Source organism: Bradyrhizobium sp. 40, assembly GCF_023100925.1.
Lineage (GTDB): Bacteria > Pseudomonadota > Alphaproteobacteria > Rhizobiales > Xanthobacteraceae > Bradyrhizobium.
The window spans coordinates 940,775-958,301 of sequence record NZ_CP064688.1; the positions used below are offsets into that span (position 1 = coordinate 940,775).

Here is a 17,527-nt window from a genome sequence, read left to right on the forward strand (position 1 = left end):
AAGCCTTTCGTGCCAAGTTTTGTTCTAGCGAGGTCTCGTTATAGCGAAGTCTTTTCTTCGCCGAAGCCGTCGCGTCCATGCGAGTCCGCGACGGTTAAACGCCTGATCCGTGGCTCACGGTGCTGAGGGTAGCTTCGCCGGTGCGTCATCGCGGACGTGGATGACGGCAAGGTCATCCGAGTAGAGCCGCTTCCAGCCCGGCACGTGGTCCATGATCCTTGCGGCGGGAGTCGATCCGTTCAGCAGTGTGGCGTCGATCTGGTAGGTATCGAGCAAACGCAGCAGAGTCTCAGCGTTCTTGCCTTCGATGGCGTCGAAATAGTCAAGCACGAACTGCTCTCCATACAGCTCGGCGCGGCCATCGATGAAGGTCTTGAGGTTGCGGAAGATCAGATAGCTCCCGATCGGCGCGGTGCTGAAGATGCGTTGCGCGTGCCTCCGCTCGAGCAGGTCGACTGCAGCCCGAGGGGTGGGATTGCGGATAAAGGCATACCGCGTCGGCGTGGCATAGGACCGCGTGATACTCCAGCTGGTCGCAACGATCACGAGCGCCGCGATCGCGGTCACTGCAAAGGAGGGCCGTGCTTCAGCCCGTGCGAGCGCGACCGCTCTGGCCGCGCCCAATTGTTCGGCCAACGGTTTCGCCAGCACGAGCGGTGTCAACAATGCAAAGACCTCGATGTTTCTGACGTGGTTGAGTGCCGCCCAGACCAGGCCGAGCAGCAGAAGAATGCGGGTCCACGGCAGCACCAATCCTTTGTAGTAGCCGAGGGCGATCAATCCGAGCAGGCTGGCACCGAACAAGTCGAACGAGCTGAAATCGGCGGGCATCCACTCCGAGATTTGCGAGAGCACCTTGCCGAGGCTGAGGATTTTCGCCGATGCGAGCGGCGTATTCCAGCCATAGGGTGTGCAGCAGCTTGCGGCAAGCGCAGCGAGCCCGAACAAGGCCCAGCGCGACGCCAGTGCAAAGCGGCCCTTGCGATCGGTGGACGCGATCGCATCGAGGCCGATGGGCCCAATCAGCGCCAGCCCCATGACGAAGCCGCCGTGAAGATTGGCCCATAGCGCCATCAAGGGAAGCAATAGCCACGACGGCGCGGTGCACCGATCGGCGGCCGCCAGCAGCCCGCCGACAAAGGCCAGCATGACAGGCAGTGCCAGCATGTGCGGGCGGGCGAGAAAGTGGCCCATCGACATGAAGAGGAGCGGGGTGACGAGCAGAAAGGCGCGCGCAGGCTCCAGATAGGGCTCAAGCAGGTAGACGAAAATCGCTGCGGTCGCTCCGATCGCGAGCGACGTCAGGATAACTGCCCCCGACCAGTTGGACGGCTCGTAAGCCAGCGCGAACAGGACTTGCGATAGCCAGGAGCTCGAGATCCAGGGCTCGCCGGCTCGCGTGAAGGAATAGATGTCGGTATAGGGCAGGGCGCGGTGTTCGAGAATCCACTGCCCGATCTTGATCTGCCACAGCGTATCGGTATCGCGCAGCATGATGTCGCCGATGCCCAGGAAAAACAGGTAGACGCCGGCGGCAATGCAGAACGGCAGAAGCCAGCGCGCAACACCGCGGACGGGCACGCTGCTTGTCATGGAAATCGACATCGGACTCTCGGGGCTGAAACGACAGCACGCAGCAGCGCGCAAGCATCGGCAAGCTGAGCATGATCGCTTTTAAGTTGAGGTAAACCGGATCGTCATACCGCGGCCGCGCCGAGCAAGAATGCGTTTACCTGCTCTTGTCGCGCCGAAGTTTGCGCCGCGCGCATATGCTCATTTGTGTCTTGTCATCTGCCCTGAATAGTTGTTCAGTTCTTGAGGGTGATTTGGGCGAAGATTAGCGAATAAGCATGCGGTCGGGCTTTGCGCCGGACCGGATGCTGGGGACAGGAAGCGCGCCATGGTTTATCGGCGGACGCATCAAGTGGTGAAGCGCCTTGCGGCCCGGCGCAGTGCGATACTGGCGGCGGCGCGGGAGGCGGCGGCGGAAGGCGGGATGGCGGCGGTGCAGATTGCGCCGGTCGCGCTTCGCGCCAGCGTCGCTGCGGGTACGGTCTACCGCTACTTCCCATCCAAGGCCGATTTGATCTCGGAATTGATCGCCGAAGTCTCCCGCGACGAGCTCACGGCGATCCGGCGAGCAGCCGATGCCGCGCCGGGGCCGTCTTCGGCGCTGGCGGCGGCGGTGACCACCGTGGCGGTGCATACCCTGTCACAGCGCAGGCTCGCCTGGGGCATCCTCGCCGAGCCGGTCGATGTCGATGTCAGCGCTTCACGCCTCGCCAGCCGGCGCGAGATCGCGGGCGAAATGGCCTCGCGGATCGACGCCGCCGTGCGCGCCGGCCACCTGCCGGCGCAGGACACCGCACTCGCCGCCACCGCGCTGCTCGGCGCCCTGCACGAGGCCCTGGTCGGACCGCTCGCGCCGGACAATCTCGACGATCCCGCCAGGATGCGTGATGCCGTGCAGACCGTGACGCTGCTGGCGCTCCGCGCGGTCGGCGTCATGGACGCCCGCGCCAGGGGTCTGGTCGTGCAGCAGACGCTGCTGCCGGCGGCGAAAGCGCTGGTTGGGGCCTAAAACGTCAGCCTAATCGACCGGCGGACCTGATCGCGCCCAGGCCATTGCCAGAGCTCGCCTTTGCGAAAAACCTCAGCACATGCACCGGACCCGCCGGCTACTGTGCATGGGGTTGTTTTCGACATTTTTGTTTGCCGCGTGTTGGGCGGGCCTAGATATTCGCTTCGCCCTCGGGGCCGACCGAGGCGATGCGCACCATGTTGGTGGTGCCGGGGATGCCGAGCGGCACGCCGGCGACGATGATCACGCGCTGGCCGGCCCGGACGAAGCCGTCGCGGAACGCGATCTGGCCGGCGCGGCTCACCATGTCGTCCTGGTCGCGCGCATCTTCCGCCACCACGCAATGTATGCCCCAGACGACCGACAGCCGGCGTCCCGCCGCGACGTTCGGCGTGATCGCCACGATCGGCGGCTTCGGCCGCTCGCGCGCCACGCGCACAGCGGTCGATCCCGAACTGGTCCAGCAGATCAGGGCCGGCAGGTCGAGCGTCTCGGCGATCTGCCGCGCGGCGTCAGCGATGGCATCGCCGGCGGTGGCTTCCGGGGCGGGGCGCTGTGCGGTGATGACGGAGCGATAGATCGGGTCGCGCTCGACCTCCTCGCCGATGCGATTCATGGTCGAGACGGCCTCGACCGGAAATTTGCCGGCCGCCGATTCCGCCGACAGCATGATGGCGTCGGCACCTTCATAGACGGCTGTGGCGACGTCGGAGACTTCGGCGCGGGTCGGCACCGGCGACTGGATCATCGATTCCAGCATCTGGGTCGCGATCACCACCGGCTTGCCGGCGCGCCGCGCCATGCGCGTCATCTGCTTCTGCAGGCTCGGCACGCGTTCCAGCGGCAGTTCGACGCCGAGGTCCCCGCGCGCCACCATCAGGGCGTCGGAGGCGTCGATGATGTCGGCGAGGCGATCGATCGCTTGCGGCTTCTCGATCTTGGCCATCACCGCCGCACGGCCGCGGATCATCTTCTTGGCCTCGAGCACGTCGTCGGCGCGCTGCACGAAGGACAGCGCGATCCAGTCGACGCCGGTGACCAGCGCCGCCTCGAGGTCGGCGCGGTCCTTCGGCGTCATCGCCGAGACCGGCAAGTCGGTGTCGGGCAGGCTGACACCCTTGCGGTCGGACATCCGGCCGCCGACCACGACGCGCGTCACCGCGTGCTCCTTCGACGTCTCCTCGGCGATCAGCCTCACCTTGCCGTCGTCGAGCAGCAGCGAATGGCCCGGCCGCAGCGCGGCCAGGATCTCCGGATGCGGAAGCTGGACGCGGGTGGTGTCGCCCGGCGCTTTGTCGGAATCCAGCGTGAAGGTCTGGCCGTTCTGGAGCTGGACCGCGCCTTCGGCGAAGGCACCGAGCCGGAGCTTTGGGCCCTGGAGGTCGACCAGAATGCCGATCGGCCTGCCATAGCTGCTCTCGACGTTGCGGATCGTCGCCACCAGCTCGCGCATCTTGTCATGCGGGGTGTGGCTCATGTTGATGCGGAACAGGTCGGCACCGGCCTCGAACAGGCGGCGGATCATCGCGAGGTCCGAAGAGGCGGGTCCCAGGGTCGCGAGAATCTTGATACGGCGAAGACGCCTCATGGCTTATTTCCAGACGGGGGCGAGGGAGCTGGCGGGAGGCCAGGCGCGGCGGGGGGCGTACCACCGGGCGGGCCATTGGGCAAACCCGGAACCCCCGGACCAACCGGGCCGGGGAGACCAGGCACGCGCTGCTGTTTTGACGGCTGCTCGTTGGCATCGGTGAGCTGCACGGTCCAGGCCCGCTGCTCGCCGGTATCGACCTCGAAATAGCCGGTCCGGTCATAGCCACGTGCGAGGCAATCCTCGGTGCCGCGGATAGTGAACTCCTTGTCTCGCGAGCACATGAAGGCTTGGCCCGACCATTCGCCGCCGCGGTCATAGTCGATGGCGTAGATGTAATAGAAGCGGGCCACCAACGTTCCGCGCAGCAGGGTCTCGCAGGAGCGGGACGAGATGTTCCACCAGCCCTCGGTGGTCCAGCCCTCGGCATCCTTGTAGCCGAGGGCGATGCCGACCCGGCTCGACGTGTTGTTGCAGAGCCGGAAATCGGCGGAGGCCGGGCTGGCCCAAAAGCATAGCAAGCCAACCACCAGCACCGGGACCAACCGGGCGAGCAGGCGAAGGGGGGAGCGGGGAGATTCGGCGATCATTGTCGCGGAAGCTATATCAGATCATTGACGATTTGGCGTAGGGCCCGGGAACTGCCCGAAGCCGGCTTCCCGCCCGTTTGCGCCGCGATATGGCAAAATCTGTGACAGGCCCCACCTGATCTCGTAAGGGTGACCCCATCCAGGTCACTGCCAATTTCGCAAAGCCGAGGGATCCAGCCATGGCAATCGACGACAAAACCAGAACGGAACTCGAGGCTGCCGCTTTCCGGCGCCTGGTCGATCATTTGAAGACGCGGACAGACGTCCAGAACATCGACCTGATGAATCTCGCAGGCTTCTGCCGCAACTGCCTGTCCAACTGGCTCAAGGACGCCGCCGACGCCCAAGGCGTCGCCTTGAGCAAGGACGAGAGCCGGGAAGCCGTCTATGGCATGCCTTACGAGGCCTGGAAATCGAAATACCAGGGCGCGGCCACGCCTGAGCAGCTCGACGCCATGAAGAAGGTTCATCCCGGGCACTGAACGGCCGCGCCGGCAGCCTGATGTGCGGTGCCCTTGAGTCGCATCACACAACAGCTTTCTTCGACGCGCCGCAGGAAGGTGTGGGCGCGCTGTGGACGAGCGCGATGCCGCCTTGAACGCGAGAGGTCCGAACCCTAAGGGTCTAACCAGCACGCGCGGTGATGATGCCGGCGTCACCTCGTTTTGCCAGTTCCATTGGGAGTACCAAGATGGCCACCTCCGCCGCCGTCCGCGACGACGAGCCCGCGACGAAATTTGCCAAGGACCAGCTCAAGTCCATCATCGAGCGCATCGAGCGGCTGGAGGAAGAGAAGAAGGCGATCTCCGACGACATCCGCGACGTCTTCGCCGAGGCCAAGGGCAACGGCTACGACGTCAAGGCGCTGCGCACCATCGTGCGCATGCGCAAGCAGGACCCGAACGAGCGCGCCGAGGCCGAGACGATCCTCGAGACCTACATGCAGGCACTGGGAATGATCTGAGGTATCGGTGTCGTCCCGGCTTTGGCCTGGGCGACACCATGTCGATCGAAGGAGACCGCGGTGACTGCGCCGCCGCTGCCGCGCGAGGTAAGCCGTGCCTACGACGCTTTTCCGGCGTCGATCGGCAAGCGGCTGCTTTGGGTACGCGAGCTGATCTTCGCGACCGCCGCGGCGAATGAAGGCATCGGCCGTCTCACCGAAACGTTGAAATGGGGCGAGCCTGCTTATCTGACCGAAGAGACCGGCAGTGGCAGCACGATCCGGCTCGGCCGCCTGAAGGACTCCGCGCACGCCGCGATTCTGTTCAACTGCAAGACGACGCTGGTCGATACCTTTCGCGAACGCTTTCCCGATCGGTTCGAATATCGGCAGACCAGGGCGCTGCTGTTGCCGGTGTCGGGCAAGCTGCCGAAGCAGGACCTATCGGTCTGCCTGTCGCTGGCGTTGACGTATCATCTGGATCGACGAAGGAAGAAGCGTTAGCGGCGCGCGAAGACCTCAGCGCAACGCGGCGGTCCGCATGACGAACGACGTCGTCTCGAGCTTGGCGGTGGCGGTGCCCGAGAAGCTGTCGCACGACAAGCCCTGCATCGGATCGTCGGCAAAACCCATGGCGATCACGGACTGCGGCTTGACGAAGTAGGCGCGCATCGCGGCCGTGTCGAGCTCGCCCATCAGCGTGACCGACATCGCGCGGCTGGCGCTCGGCGACAGCATCACGATCTTGAGCCAGATACTTTCACCCTTGGCTGCGGAGAGCCGGGTCGCGGTTGCGACCATGCCGTCGACACGCTTGCCGACCACCGTGTTGATCTCGGTCGCGGGCGCAAGGTTGCGCGACGCGGCGGTGGGACGGGCGGAGCGCGGGATCGGCGCGGAGGCGGCGACGACATTGGCGCGGTCGACCGGGGAGGCGGACGCCGGCGCGTAGGCCAGCGCCTGATAGGCGGCGCTGGACACGCTCGCGGTCGGCTGCGGATCGGTGGCGGCGGCAAGCGCCTGGCGGGCCTTCAGCGCAGCCACTTGGGCCGGCGTCGCCTGCTGCGGCGTAGCCGGGGCATCCCAGAAGCCACGGGCATTGATGATGTCGGCGGGCGTCTCGGGCTTGGCGTCAGCAGATTTGCCGGCGGCCGGCTTGTCAGCCACGGGCGCCGGCTTCGACTTGGGCAGCGCGACGAGCTGCGCATCGGCCGAGGCGAGCTGAATCGTCGCCGCGATTGACGGCTTGGCGCGCGGCGTCGGCACCGGATCGGCCGGCTTGGTCGCGGCGGCGACCACGGTCGGCGCGACAGGCTTCGCAGCCGGAGCGGGCGCGCCCTCGTCATCCTCGTCGTTGCTCGTGGCGGCCGGAGCCGGCTTGCCCTTGAACAGGGCGGCAAAGAAATTCGACTTGCTGCCGGAATCCTCGCCGCTGCCGCGCCGCTCGATCTCGGCCTTGGCGAGTTCATAGCCCTTCAGCGGCGTGCCGTCGGTCGGGACATGGACGGTGCGTCCGTCCGGGAAGACCCGGGCGAGCTGGTCATGCGTCATGCGCGGCCAATGCCGGATGCTGCCGGTGTCCAGATGTACGAACGGCGAGCCTGAGGTCGGATAGAAGCCGACGCCGCCGCGCTGGAGGCGCAGGCCGGCGAAGCGGATCTGCTCCAGCGGCACGTTCGGGATGTAGAAGTCCATCGCATGCCCCAGCATGTGCTGGCTGAAGCGCGCCACGCCGGAGGAGCGGCGGCGGAGCATGGAGTTGGTGGCGGGCGAGCGGTAGGCGGAGATGATCTGGATCGGCTGCTTGCCGTCGACGTCGCGGTAGACTTCCCAGAGGATGTCAAAGAGGTGACGGTCCATGACCGTCTCGTCCTGGCTGCGCCAGTCGCGCAGGAAGTGGTTGAGCTGTTTCAGCGCCGCTTCGTCGTAGCGCCCGTCGCGCTTGAAGGTGACGGTAAGGTCTTCGCCGGAATGGGTGTGGTGGAAGGAGAGCGTCTTGGTCTCGTTGAGCGCGGCGGCGTTATGAACTGAACCCGCGGCAGCAAGCAGCAATACGGCAGCGAGGCCGATCCGTGATCCGGCCTTCACTCCCGCATGGGACAACGACAGCACAGCAAATTGGCGTGCGATACCAGTCAACACGTTAGAGCCCACCCAGTCGACGAGCGTTCAAAATGGACTCTCCCGCTAACCCCGTAGCGCACGAAAGAGGATGAACGCTTTGTTAAAGCGAGAAGGTTAATTCGAGGTTGACCTTCCCGCCCCCAAACCAAGTCAGATCGCGAACCTAACCGGGTGAGTGTGGCGAAAAAAGGCCCGCTGCCCGAGGTCAGGTGGAGAATGGTTAACGTTAAGCGACCCCATCCAGAGGATGAGGTCGCTGATTTTATTGCTGAATTTCAGGAAATCAGACCCGGGGCGGGCCTGGCTCAGCGGGTGAACACCCGCTGCTGCTGCGGACGGCGGCCGACCGGAGCCGGCGGCGGGGTCGGCGCTCCGAACAGGCGCTCGAAGAAATTCGGGCCGGACGAGCCGCCATTGGCCGCCAGGACGCCGTTCGGCAGCGTCGTTGCCGGGCGTGAATAGCTCGGCTGGGAGTGCGCGACCACGTTCTCGAGATCCTTGCCGCGACCGTTCTTCAGGATGTTGATCATGGTCGCGTCGCGGCCATAGACGTCCTTGCGGAATTGCAGCTTGCCGCCATCGTCCACGAATGCGGTCTGATAGGTGATGTTGACCGGGATCGGGGTCGGGAATTTCAAGTCGATCTCGCTCTTGCCGTACATGCTGCGGATGCGTTCCGGCGTGTACTTCTCGTTCGGCATCGCGATGTTGAGCAGGACCGACGCGTACTGATCCGGGTTCTGCACGCGCATGCAGCCGTGGCTGAAGGCGCGTTCGTCCCGGGCGAACAGGTTCTTGTCCGGCGTGTCGTGCTGATAGACCAGGAACTTGTTGGGGAAATTGAAGCGGATGCGGCCGAGCGCGTTGGCTTCACCGGGCGGCTGCGAGATGTGCACTGAACCGTCGCGGTTCTGCTCGAGCTTGAGGCCCATGCGCTGGAGTACGGTCGGGTCCTGCTGAAGTGCCGGCAGATATTCGTTGTAGACGATCGACGGCGGCACGTTCCAGGTGGGATTGACCGTGATGTACTTCATCGTCTCGGTGAGCAGCGGGGTCGCATGCGTGCCGGGCTTGCCGGTGACGACGCGGGTGGTCCAGACCTGCTGGCCGCGCTGCATCACCTTCAGCGTGTAGTCGGGAATGTTGAGGATGACGTAGGCATCGCCGAGCGAGGGCACGCCCAGGTCGCGCGGCAGCCAGCGCCAGCGCTCCATGTTCACCAGCACCACGTCGATCTGCTTGTCGCGCTTCGGGGTGTTGATCGCCTTGACCGTCTTGTCGTCGAGGACGCCGGTCGCCTTGAGCTCGGCGCCGTTCTGGAATTTGCGCACGGCCTCTGCGACCGCCGCGTCATAGCGGCTGTCGTTGGCGTTCTCGGTGATGCCGAGCTTGGCGCGCAGCTGCGGCACGCGCGGATCTTCAACGACGATTTCAGCCTGCTTCTTGCCGGCCGGGGTGTATTTCAGCGTCGGACCATCGGCGATCTCGATCACCGGGCCGTTGCCCTGGCCGCGGAGCTCTGCGAGCTTCGCCTTCAGCTCCTTATAGAGCTTCTGCGGCGGATTGTAGCTGTCGAGCGCCGCGGAGGCGTCCGCCGCCGTCGTGACCTTGGCGAGCACCTCGTTCGGATCGATCGGATGCTCGGGATAGAGGATGTCGCCGCTGACCTGCGACCAGTGCATGCGGCCGCTCTGAGCCTGGCGCGCATAGTCGAACATGCTGGCGGTGAGCTTGAGCTCGGCATCGGCGAGCGTATCGGGTGTCGTGGCGGCTGCGAAGTCCGGCAGCGGGTAATCGGCGGGATTGAGACCGTCGGACGCCGCGTCCTTCAGCCGTGCGATCACGCCCGTGGCCGCAGCGGTCAGGCTGCCGGCCTGGGTCCAGACCGGCGCGAAGTCGCGTGCACCGTAAAACTTCTCGATCGTCGCGCGCTCGTTCTTGCGGTCGAAATAGCGTGAAGCCTTGGCGCCGATGGCGTCCTTGAGCTTGTCGGCGACCGGCTGGTCGGCGGCGGGAACGTTGCTCGCGGCCTTCACCGGCTCCGAGGCCGGAGCCGCAGCGGTGGCGGGCGCGGCCGGCGTTGTCGCCGTGTCGGCCTTGGCAGGTTCCGTCTTCGCCGTCTCGCTCTTCGGCGCCTCGGTCGCCGGCGTGGTGGCGACGTCGGAAGGCTTGGTCTCGACCTTGTCCGGCGCGGGAGCGGCTTCGGCCTTCACGGGTTCCTTGACCGGCTCCTTTGCCGAGTCCTGAACCGTGGCGGTGGTGTCGAGCTTGATGTCGGATGCGGTCGGGGGCGGGACGTTTGCGGGTTCGGGGCGCGGGATCGCGGCTTCGATCGCGAGCTCGGCAGCGCTGCTGCGCGCCTGATCCTGCGCCAGGGCCGAGCTGGCCGATACCGTGAGGAAGGTCGCCGCGACCGTCATCAAGACACGGTCAAAGCCTGCACGGTGGTTCAAACAGTCACGCATTGTGTCGCACCCCTCGGGTGAACTGTCCCCCGTGGAACAGCTTCGTTATCGCCTATTGAGCTTCGGCTAAACCGCGCCGGCCTCTCGAAAGTTGCACGCCTGCACGCAACGAATCCTACGCAGACGATATACAGACCCCGATTTCGCAGCCAGCGCTACCCGGGACAACTCACGACAAACTGACTTCAAGCAAGCCTCTTGGCAACGGATTGTGCGCTTCTGCCACGCGCTTTTCCCTGTGTCTGTCACTTCCAAGTCACGGTTCAAATCGCAGTCGAATTCCGTCGTCGTACGAACGGCTTACAGTCCTATCGCTCCGCCCGGACGAACCTCCGTTCGCGTCAGGCTCAGTGCGTCTCCTCACCGCTTTTGCCGCCATGGCCGGGAACCCCAGCCTCATCGAGTTTGCGGTAGAGGGTGGACCGGCCGATTTTGAGGCGGCGGGCGACCTCGGACATCTGCCCGCGGTAATGCGAGATGGCGAAACGGATGATCTCGTTCTCGATATCCTCCAGCGGCCGGACATCGCCGGTCGCGGTCAGCATGGAGAGAGCACCCGCTTGCGGCAGCGGTGCGATCGGTATGTCATTACCCGACACGACGGAGGGGGCCGCGATCGGCTCGAGCATCAGCGGCGCGGTCGGAATGTCTGTTCCGGGATGTGGCTGCGAGGCGATCAGGGGGAAGTCGTCGAGGCCAAGCTGGTCGCCCTCGCTCATCACCACGGCCCGGTAGACCGCGTTTTCGAGCTGGCGGATGTTGCCGGGCCAATCGAGCTGGGCGAGGTGCGCGACGGCCTCGCCGCTGATGCCGGTGATAGGGCGGTTCTCCTCGGCGGCAAAGCGCGCCAGGAAATGCCTGAGCAGATGCGGAATGTCCTCGCGCCGGGCGCGCAGCGACGGGATCGTGAGCGGCAGCACATGCAGGCGATAGAATAAGTCTTCCCGGAAGTGGCCCTGCTTGACCCGCTCCAGCAGCCTGCGATTGGTCGCCGAGATGATGCGGACGTCGACCTTCACGGGTCTGCGGCCGCCGACCGCCTCGACCGCGCCTTCCTGGAGCGCGCGAAGCAGCTTGACCTGCGCGCTCAGCGGCAGCTCGCTGACCTCGTCCAGGAATAGCGTGCCGCCATGGGCTTCGACGAACTTGCCGGTGTGGCGTTCGGTGGCGCCGGTGAAGGCGCCCTTCTCGTGACCGAACAGGATGGACTCGACGAGGTTGTCGGGGATCGCGCCGCAATTGACCGCGACGAACGGCTTTGCCTTGCGCTCGCCGCTGCCATGGATGGCACGCGCGAACATCTCCTTGCCGACGCCGGACTCGCCCTCGATCAGCACGGGGATCGAGGAGTTTGTTGCTTTCTGCGCCGCGCGCATCACGCTCGCCATCGCCTCGGCGCGGGTGATGATGTCGGAGAAGGTCAGCCGGCCCTCGCGGCTGTGACGGATGCGCTGCAATTCGCCCTTGAGCGCCGAGGAGTTGAGCGCGTTGCGAAGAGAGACCTGGAGCCGCTCCAGGCCGACCGGCTTGACCACGAAATCGGCCGCGCCCGCGCGCATCGCCGAGATTACATTGTCGATGCCGCCATGGGCCGTCTGCACGATGACGGGGATGCTGAGACCCGCTTCGCGGATTTTCGCCAGCACGCCCATGCCGTCGAGGCCGGGCATCACGAGATCGAGGATGACGCCGTCGATGGCCGCGTCAGGGGCGGTGAGGGCGGCAATCGCCGCGTCGCCGGAGTCCACCACGAGCGTCTCATAGCCGCATTTCTGCACCATGTTTTCGACCAGCCGGCGGGCTACAGCGTCGTCGTCGGCGATCAAAATACTGGCAGCCATGGTGTTCCCCGCACGCTACTACTATCTGTCTCGAATCGGGGCACTCTGGCCGAAGCCGATTAACGCACTGTTAAATCCTGATGCCCCCGCCCGCCGTCGTGATTGTTGAACACAGGTTTCCCACACAATGAATTCGCGCTCCAAGCCTGCAGTTAAGAAGTCCGCCATCAGCAAGCCCGCTCTTCGCAAGCCGAACACCAAGACAGCCAAGGCAAAACCCTCCAAGCATTCACCCGCCAAGTCTTCGCTTGCCAAGCCTTCACCCGCAAAGCCTGCGAGCAAGACCGGCAAGCTTCCGGTGTGGAATCTCGCCGACCTCTATTCCGGGATCGATGCACCGGAAGTGGCGCGCGATCTCGCAAAGATGGATGCCGATTGCGTCGCGTTCGAGACGGACTACAAGGGCAAGCTCGCAACAGGAACAGCAAAGGAAGATGGCGGAAAATGGCTCGCTGAAGCCGTGCGACGCTATGAGGCGATCGACGACCTCGCCGGCCGGCTCGGCTCGTACGCTGGCCTCGTTCATGCCGGCGACAGCGTGGACCCCAAGATTTCAAAGTTTTACGGCGACGTTTCCGAGCGCCTGACGGCGGCATCGACACATCTGCTGTTCTTCGCGCTCGAGCTCAATCGCATCGATGACGATATTTTGAACCGCGCGATGCAGGCCACCGAGCTCGCGCACTACCGTCCCTGGATCGAGGATCTGCGCAAGGAGAAGCCGTACCAGCTCGACGACAAGCTCGAGCAGCTCTTCCTGGAGAAGGCGCAGACCGGCTATTCCGCCTTCAACCGGCTGTTCGACCAGACCATCTCGGGCTTGCGCTTCAAGGTCGGGCCCAAGGATCTCGCGATCGAGCCAACGCTCAATCTGTTGCAGGACCGCGACGGCGCCAAGCGCAAGACCGCGGCAGAGGCGCTCGCAAAGACTTTCAAGGCCAATGAGCGCACCTTTGCGCTGATCACGAACACCCTGGCCAAGGACAAGGACATCTCCGACAGCTGGCGCGGCTTCAAGGACGTCGCGGATTCCCGGCATCTGAATAACCGGGTCGAGCGCGAGGTGGTGGATGCGCTGGTCGCCTCGGTCCGCGCGGCCTATCCAAAATTGTCGCATCGCTACTACGCGCTGAAGGCACGCTGGTTCGGCAGGAAGCGCCTGGCCTATTGGGACCGCAACGCGCCGCTGCCCTTTGCTGCGACCGACGTGATCGGCTGGGGCGACGCGCGAAACATGGTGCTCACCGCCTATCGCGGCTTCTCGCCAAAGATGGCTGACATCGCCGAGCGCTTCTTCACCGACCGCTGGATCGACGCGCCGGTGCGCCCGGGCAAGGCGCCGGGGGCCTTCTCGCATCCGACCACGCCGTCCGCGCACCCCTACGTGCTGATGAACTACCAGGGCAAGCCACGCGACGTGATGACGCTCGCCCATGAGCTCGGCCACGGCGTGCACCAGGTGCTGGCGGCCAGGAACGGCGCATTGATGGCGCCGACGCCGCTGACGCTGGCGGAGACCGCGAGCGTGTTCGGCGAGATGCTGACCTTCCGGCGGCTGCTGGCGCAGACCAGGAGCGCAAAGCAGCGCCAGGCGCTGCTCGCCGGCAAGGTCGAGGACATGATCAACACCGTGGTGCGGCAGATCGCGTTCTATTCCTTCGAGCGCGCGGTCCACACCGAGCGCAAGAACGGCGAGCTCACCGCGACGCGGCTCGGCGAGATCTGGCTCTCTGTGCAGGGCGAGAGCCTGGGGCCGGCAATCGAAATCAAAGCGGGCTACGAGAACTACTGGATGTACATCCCGCACTTCATCCATTCGCCGTTCTACGTCTACGCCTATGCGTTTGGCGATTGTCTCGTGAACTCGCTCTACGCCGTCTACGAGAATGCGGCCGAGGGATTCGCTGAACGGTATCTCGACATGCTCGCCGCCGGCGGCACCAAGCATTATTCCGAACTGCTGCGGCCGTTCGGGCTCGATGCCAAGGATCCAAAGTTCTGGGACGGCGGCCTGAGCGTCATCGCCGGCATGATCGACGAGCTGGAAGCGATGGGCTGAGGCAGGCGCGAGTTGCCTGAAGCGCGGCTCGAGACCTTCCGCAGGATGCAGCGCCGGCGAGTTCCAGCCGGCGCCGCGCAGCCTTTGGCGACGCAGCGTTTGGCCACATAGCCTTCGCAACCGGGCGCCGGCGATGTGGCATTGAACGTTTGCATCCCCGGCGAGACTAAAATTTCATAAGGCTATTTTCATTCGCTTTACAACCATTGATTGCCGGTGCTCCGCCGCCCAGGGGAGGCACGCATGCTCGATCAGGTCCAGCCGACGCAGCCCGTTGAAGCCCGGGCGCCGCGGTCTACTGAGGAAATGCCGTGGTGCGAAAAGCACCATCAGATCGTTCGCGACGAGATCGAAGCCATCAACACCCGCCGCGAGGCGACGCGCCAGATCGGCACGGATGGTCTGCAATCCTGCCAGATGCTCGACGTCACCGGGCTCGCATTGTCCGGCGGCGGCATTCGGTCCTCGGCGCTCTGCCTCGGCGTCCTCCAGGCGTTGAACCACCACAATCTGTTCCGGCGGATCGACTACCTCTCGACTGTCTCGGGCGGCGGCTACATCGGCGCCTCGCTCAGCGCGACCATGACGGTCACGCGGCGTTTCGTGTTCGGGGAGAGGCCTTCGGGCGGCACCGCGACCGCGAGCGAGATCAGCGATACCGCCTCCGTCGGGCACATCCGGAATTACTCCAACTATCTGATCCCCGCCGGCGTGCGCGATCTCCTCACCGGCTTTGCCATCGTGGTGCGCGGATTGATCGCCAATATCGGGATCATCCTTCCGATCATCCTGATGCTGGCGGCGGTCACCATCTGGTCGACGCCGACCCGGACGTGCCTGACGGTCGCCAATCTGTTCGGCGTCAGCTTTGTCGATTCCAAGAGATGCGAGCTATACGATTTCGGCTTCGTGAATCAGCACGGCTTCACCAAGGTCGGTGCCATCGCCTGTGTGATCCTGCTCGCCTGCGCAGTGCTGGCATATATCTGCTCGCGATCCGAACGGGGGAGCGGTCCGGCGATCGTATGGGTCTATGCCGCGGCCATCGTCCTTGTCGTCGGCGGCGCCTGCGATTTCGCGCGCGTGCTCAAGGTGACCAATTTCGCGCTCACCCTGGCAACTGCGATCATCGTGGTCGGACTCTTTTTCCTGTGGGCGATCGTGCGGTCCTTTGCCCGCCCGAGCCATCGCCAGGAATTTCGTTCGCATTTGCCGACCGTGGGGGCGACCTTCCTGGTCCTGCTGTCGGCCATCGCCTTCTTCGAGTTTCAGCCGTTCATGCTGCGGCAGATGTTCGATGTTGCCGACAGCAGCGTGATCGGCGGGCCGGTCGGCGGCGTCGCGGTGACCTGGATACAGTCGCTTGCCGCCGTCGCGGCGCCGATCGCGGCGCTCGTCGCCGCGTTCCGGCAGCAATTTCTCGAGCTGCTGACGGGCAACAGCGCTTCCTCGCAGCGAGGATCGATGGTTCTTGCAGTCGTTGCCAAGGCCGCGCTCTGGTTCGCCGGCCTCGCCTTGCCGCTGATCATCTGGGTCGCTTATCTCAATTTGTCTTATTGGGGGATCTCCAACGACATCTTCAGGGATTGCTCGGCCCAGACCGAGCAGAGGGACTGCATCGCCAAGGCAAAATTGTCCGCGACCCTCCCGGCGGCGCTCGCAGGCAAGGTGCAGCTGGACCGAAACGCCGCCATCGAATTCACTGAGCCAAAGGCTGCGCCGTCCCCCGAGCCGCGCGTCGAGACGGACTCGGATCGGTTGGCGACTTGGCACGCGCCGGCGTGGCTTCAGCCTGCGGCACAATGGGTCAAGCTCAGGGTTCAGCCGTACTTTCCCCAACTGTTCCAGGGATCGGGATCCGACGCGGCCTACGGCTACACCCTGCCGGTGATCGTCCTGTATGCGCTGACGGGTCTGTTGTTGTTCCTGGTCTCCTGGCTTCTGACCCCGAATGCGAACTCGCTGCACCGGCTTTACCGCGACAGGCTGAGCAAGGCCTTCCTGTTCAACCCGATCCGGCCGGTCGAGCACGATCTTGCGCGTGCCGAGGCCAGTCTAGACCAGGGGCGCGACTTCAAGTCGCTCGATCGCATGAAGCTGAGCGACCTTTATGGCGTCGCAGACGCTCAGGAGGACCGCCAACAGGGCGGGCCCAAATTGCTGGCGCCTTATCACCTTATCAACACGGCGCTGAACATCCAGGGATCGGACTTCGCCAACCGGCGCGGCCGCAACGCCGACTTCTTCGTATTCTCACCGCGCAATGTCGGGAGCGAGGCCACCGGCTACGCGGCGACCCTGGCTGTCGAGAAGGCCGAGCAAAGTCTCGACCTCGCCACGGCCATGGCGATCTCCGGGGCGGCTGCGTCGTCGAACATGGGATCGAACTCGATCCGGTCGCTGACGCCGACGCTTGCGCTTCTCAACGTGCGGCTCGGCTTTTGGCTGCGAAATCCGCGCTACGTGAATGCGCGCTGGTTCCGCCGCTTCTCGCCGCTCTATTTCTGGTCGGAGATTTCCGGCCGTCTCTACGAGAACAGCGACGGTGTCTATCTCACCGACGGCGGCCATATCGAGAATCTCGGCATCTACGAGCTGCTGCGCCGGCGTTGCCGGGTCATCATCGCCGTGGATGCGGAAGCGGACACGCCGATGAACTTCGCGTCGCTGATGACGTTGCAGCGTTATGCCCGCATCGATCTCGGTGTCCGGATCGATCTGCCCTGGATACCGATCCGCGAGCGCACGCGGGCCGTCATGGCGTGCAATGCGGACCCCTCGACGTCCTCAGGCCGGCGCCACGACGAGCCGATCGATCACGTCCACGTCGCCATCGGCACCATCGACTACGGCGCCGGCGACATTGGCTATCTCGTCTACCTTAAATCGTCCCTGACCGGAGACGAGAACGACTACATCCGCGACTATGCGCGGCGGCACGCCACGTTCCCGCACGAGACCACGGGCGACCAGTTCTTCTCGGAGGAGCAGTTCGAGGTCTACCGCGCGCTGGGCTTCCACATGGCCCACGGTTTCCTGTCCGGCGACAACCCGGTGGCGGTCGGGTGCGGCGTCAATCCGCATACGGCCCGATTCACCGAAGCGGGCGAGCCGGCGATCGACGCGGTCCGCGAGGCGCTCGGCCTTCCAGTATCCCAGCGCCCCGCCGCAAGCGTCACCGCCACGATGATCGATCAGGGCTGACCGGCGCTCGCGCCGAGCTGTCCCGCCAATCGGAATTCCAAATGACCTGATTTGCCGGGAAACCGCGCCTGCCTGCCGTTGCCCTGCCCGAAAGTTTGCGGTATCCCAGCCATGAAATTCGACTTTCGACTG

At 64.8% G+C, this 17,527-nt stretch carries 12 protein-coding genes; 6 read left to right on the plus strand and 6 right to left on the minus strand.

The window, feature by feature from the left end; genetic code table 11:
• Positions 1 to 114: 114 nt before the first annotated feature.
• Positions 115 to 1,605 carry a hypothetical protein gene (locus tag IVB40_RS04380; RefSeq protein WP_247818189.1) on the minus strand — a complete coding sequence of 497 codons (1,491 nt, stop codon included), beginning with the start codon at positions 1,603 to 1,605 and terminating at the stop codon, positions 115 to 117.
• A 295-nt stretch (positions 1,606 to 1,900) separates the two neighbouring features.
• Here IVB40_RS04380 and IVB40_RS04385 point away from each other — a divergent pair, with 295 nt between their 5' ends.
• On the plus strand, positions 1,901 to 2,581 hold the full coding sequence (locus IVB40_RS04385) for a TetR/AcrR family transcriptional regulator (RefSeq protein ID WP_027520003.1): 681 nt from the start codon (positions 1,901 to 1,903) through the stop codon (positions 2,579 to 2,581).
• Between the two features lie 151 nt (positions 2,582 to 2,732).
• Here the strand turns inward: IVB40_RS04385 and pyk are convergent, their stop codons facing one another.
• Both pyk and IVB40_RS04395 read right to left on the minus strand, forming a co-directional pair.
• Entirely contained in the window at positions 2,733 to 4,169 is a 1,437-nt protein-coding gene (gene pyk, locus IVB40_RS04390; protein ID WP_027570348.1) for a pyruvate kinase, read from the minus strand.
• A complete protein-coding gene (locus IVB40_RS04395) occupies positions 4,166 to 4,759 on the minus strand; it encodes a DUF1036 domain-containing protein (protein WP_027570349.1) in 594 nt (197 codons plus the stop codon). Before IVB40_RS04395 ends, pyk begins: the two co-directional genes overlap by 4 nt.
• Positions 4,760 to 4,938: 179 nt before the next feature.
• Here IVB40_RS04395 and IVB40_RS04400 point away from each other — a divergent pair, with 179 nt between their 5' ends.
• The 3 genes from IVB40_RS04400 to IVB40_RS04410 all read left to right on the plus strand — a co-directional run bounded on the left by IVB40_RS04400 (position 4,939) and on the right by IVB40_RS04410 (position 6,206).
• The gene (locus IVB40_RS04400) at positions 4,939 to 5,241 is read left to right on the plus strand and encodes a DUF1244 domain-containing protein (protein ID WP_007596287.1); all 303 of its coding nucleotides are present in this window, start codon (positions 4,939 to 4,941) and stop codon (positions 5,239 to 5,241) included.
• Between the two features lie 209 nt (positions 5,242 to 5,450).
• Entirely contained in the window at positions 5,451 to 5,723 is a 273-nt protein-coding gene (locus IVB40_RS04405) for a DUF2312 domain-containing protein (RefSeq protein WP_007596286.1), read from the plus strand.
• 60 nt (positions 5,724 to 5,783) lie between these two features.
• Positions 5,784 to 6,206 (plus strand): hypothetical protein, encoded by a 423-nt coding sequence (locus IVB40_RS04410; protein ID WP_027570350.1) that lies wholly within the window; start codon positions 5,784 to 5,786, stop codon positions 6,204 to 6,206.
• Between the two features lie 15 nt (positions 6,207 to 6,221).
• Here IVB40_RS04410 and IVB40_RS04415 read toward each other — a convergent pair whose 3' ends face one another.
• The 3 genes from IVB40_RS04415 to IVB40_RS04425 all read right to left on the minus strand — a co-directional run bounded on the left by IVB40_RS04415 (position 6,222) and on the right by IVB40_RS04425 (position 12,132).
• Positions 6,222 to 7,844 carry a DUF882 domain-containing protein gene (locus IVB40_RS04415; protein ID WP_247818190.1) on the minus strand — a complete coding sequence of 541 codons (1,623 nt, stop codon included), beginning with the start codon at positions 7,842 to 7,844 and terminating at the stop codon, positions 6,222 to 6,224.
• A gap of 287 nt (positions 7,845 to 8,131) precedes the next feature.
• Complete coding sequence (locus tag IVB40_RS04420) at positions 8,132 to 10,291, minus strand: L,D-transpeptidase family protein (protein WP_247818191.1); 2,160 nt, start codon at positions 10,289 to 10,291, stop codon at positions 8,132 to 8,134.
• A 347-nt stretch (positions 10,292 to 10,638) separates the two neighbouring features.
• Complete coding sequence (locus tag IVB40_RS04425) at positions 10,639 to 12,132, minus strand: sigma-54 dependent transcriptional regulator (RefSeq protein ID WP_247818192.1); 1,494 nt, start codon at positions 12,130 to 12,132, stop codon at positions 10,639 to 10,641.
• A 127-nt stretch (positions 12,133 to 12,259) separates the two neighbouring features.
• Here IVB40_RS04425 and IVB40_RS04430 point away from each other — a divergent pair, with 127 nt between their 5' ends.
• Positions 12,260 to 14,191, plus strand: a complete 1,932-nt coding sequence (locus IVB40_RS04430) for a M3 family oligoendopeptidase (protein ID WP_027570354.1) — start codon at positions 12,260 to 12,262, stop codon at positions 14,189 to 14,191.
• Between the two features lie 243 nt (positions 14,192 to 14,434).
• Complete coding sequence (locus IVB40_RS04435) at positions 14,435 to 17,395, plus strand: patatin-like phospholipase family protein (protein ID WP_247818193.1); 2,961 nt, start codon at positions 14,435 to 14,437, stop codon at positions 17,393 to 17,395.
• Positions 17,396 to 17,527: the final 132 nt, after the last annotated feature.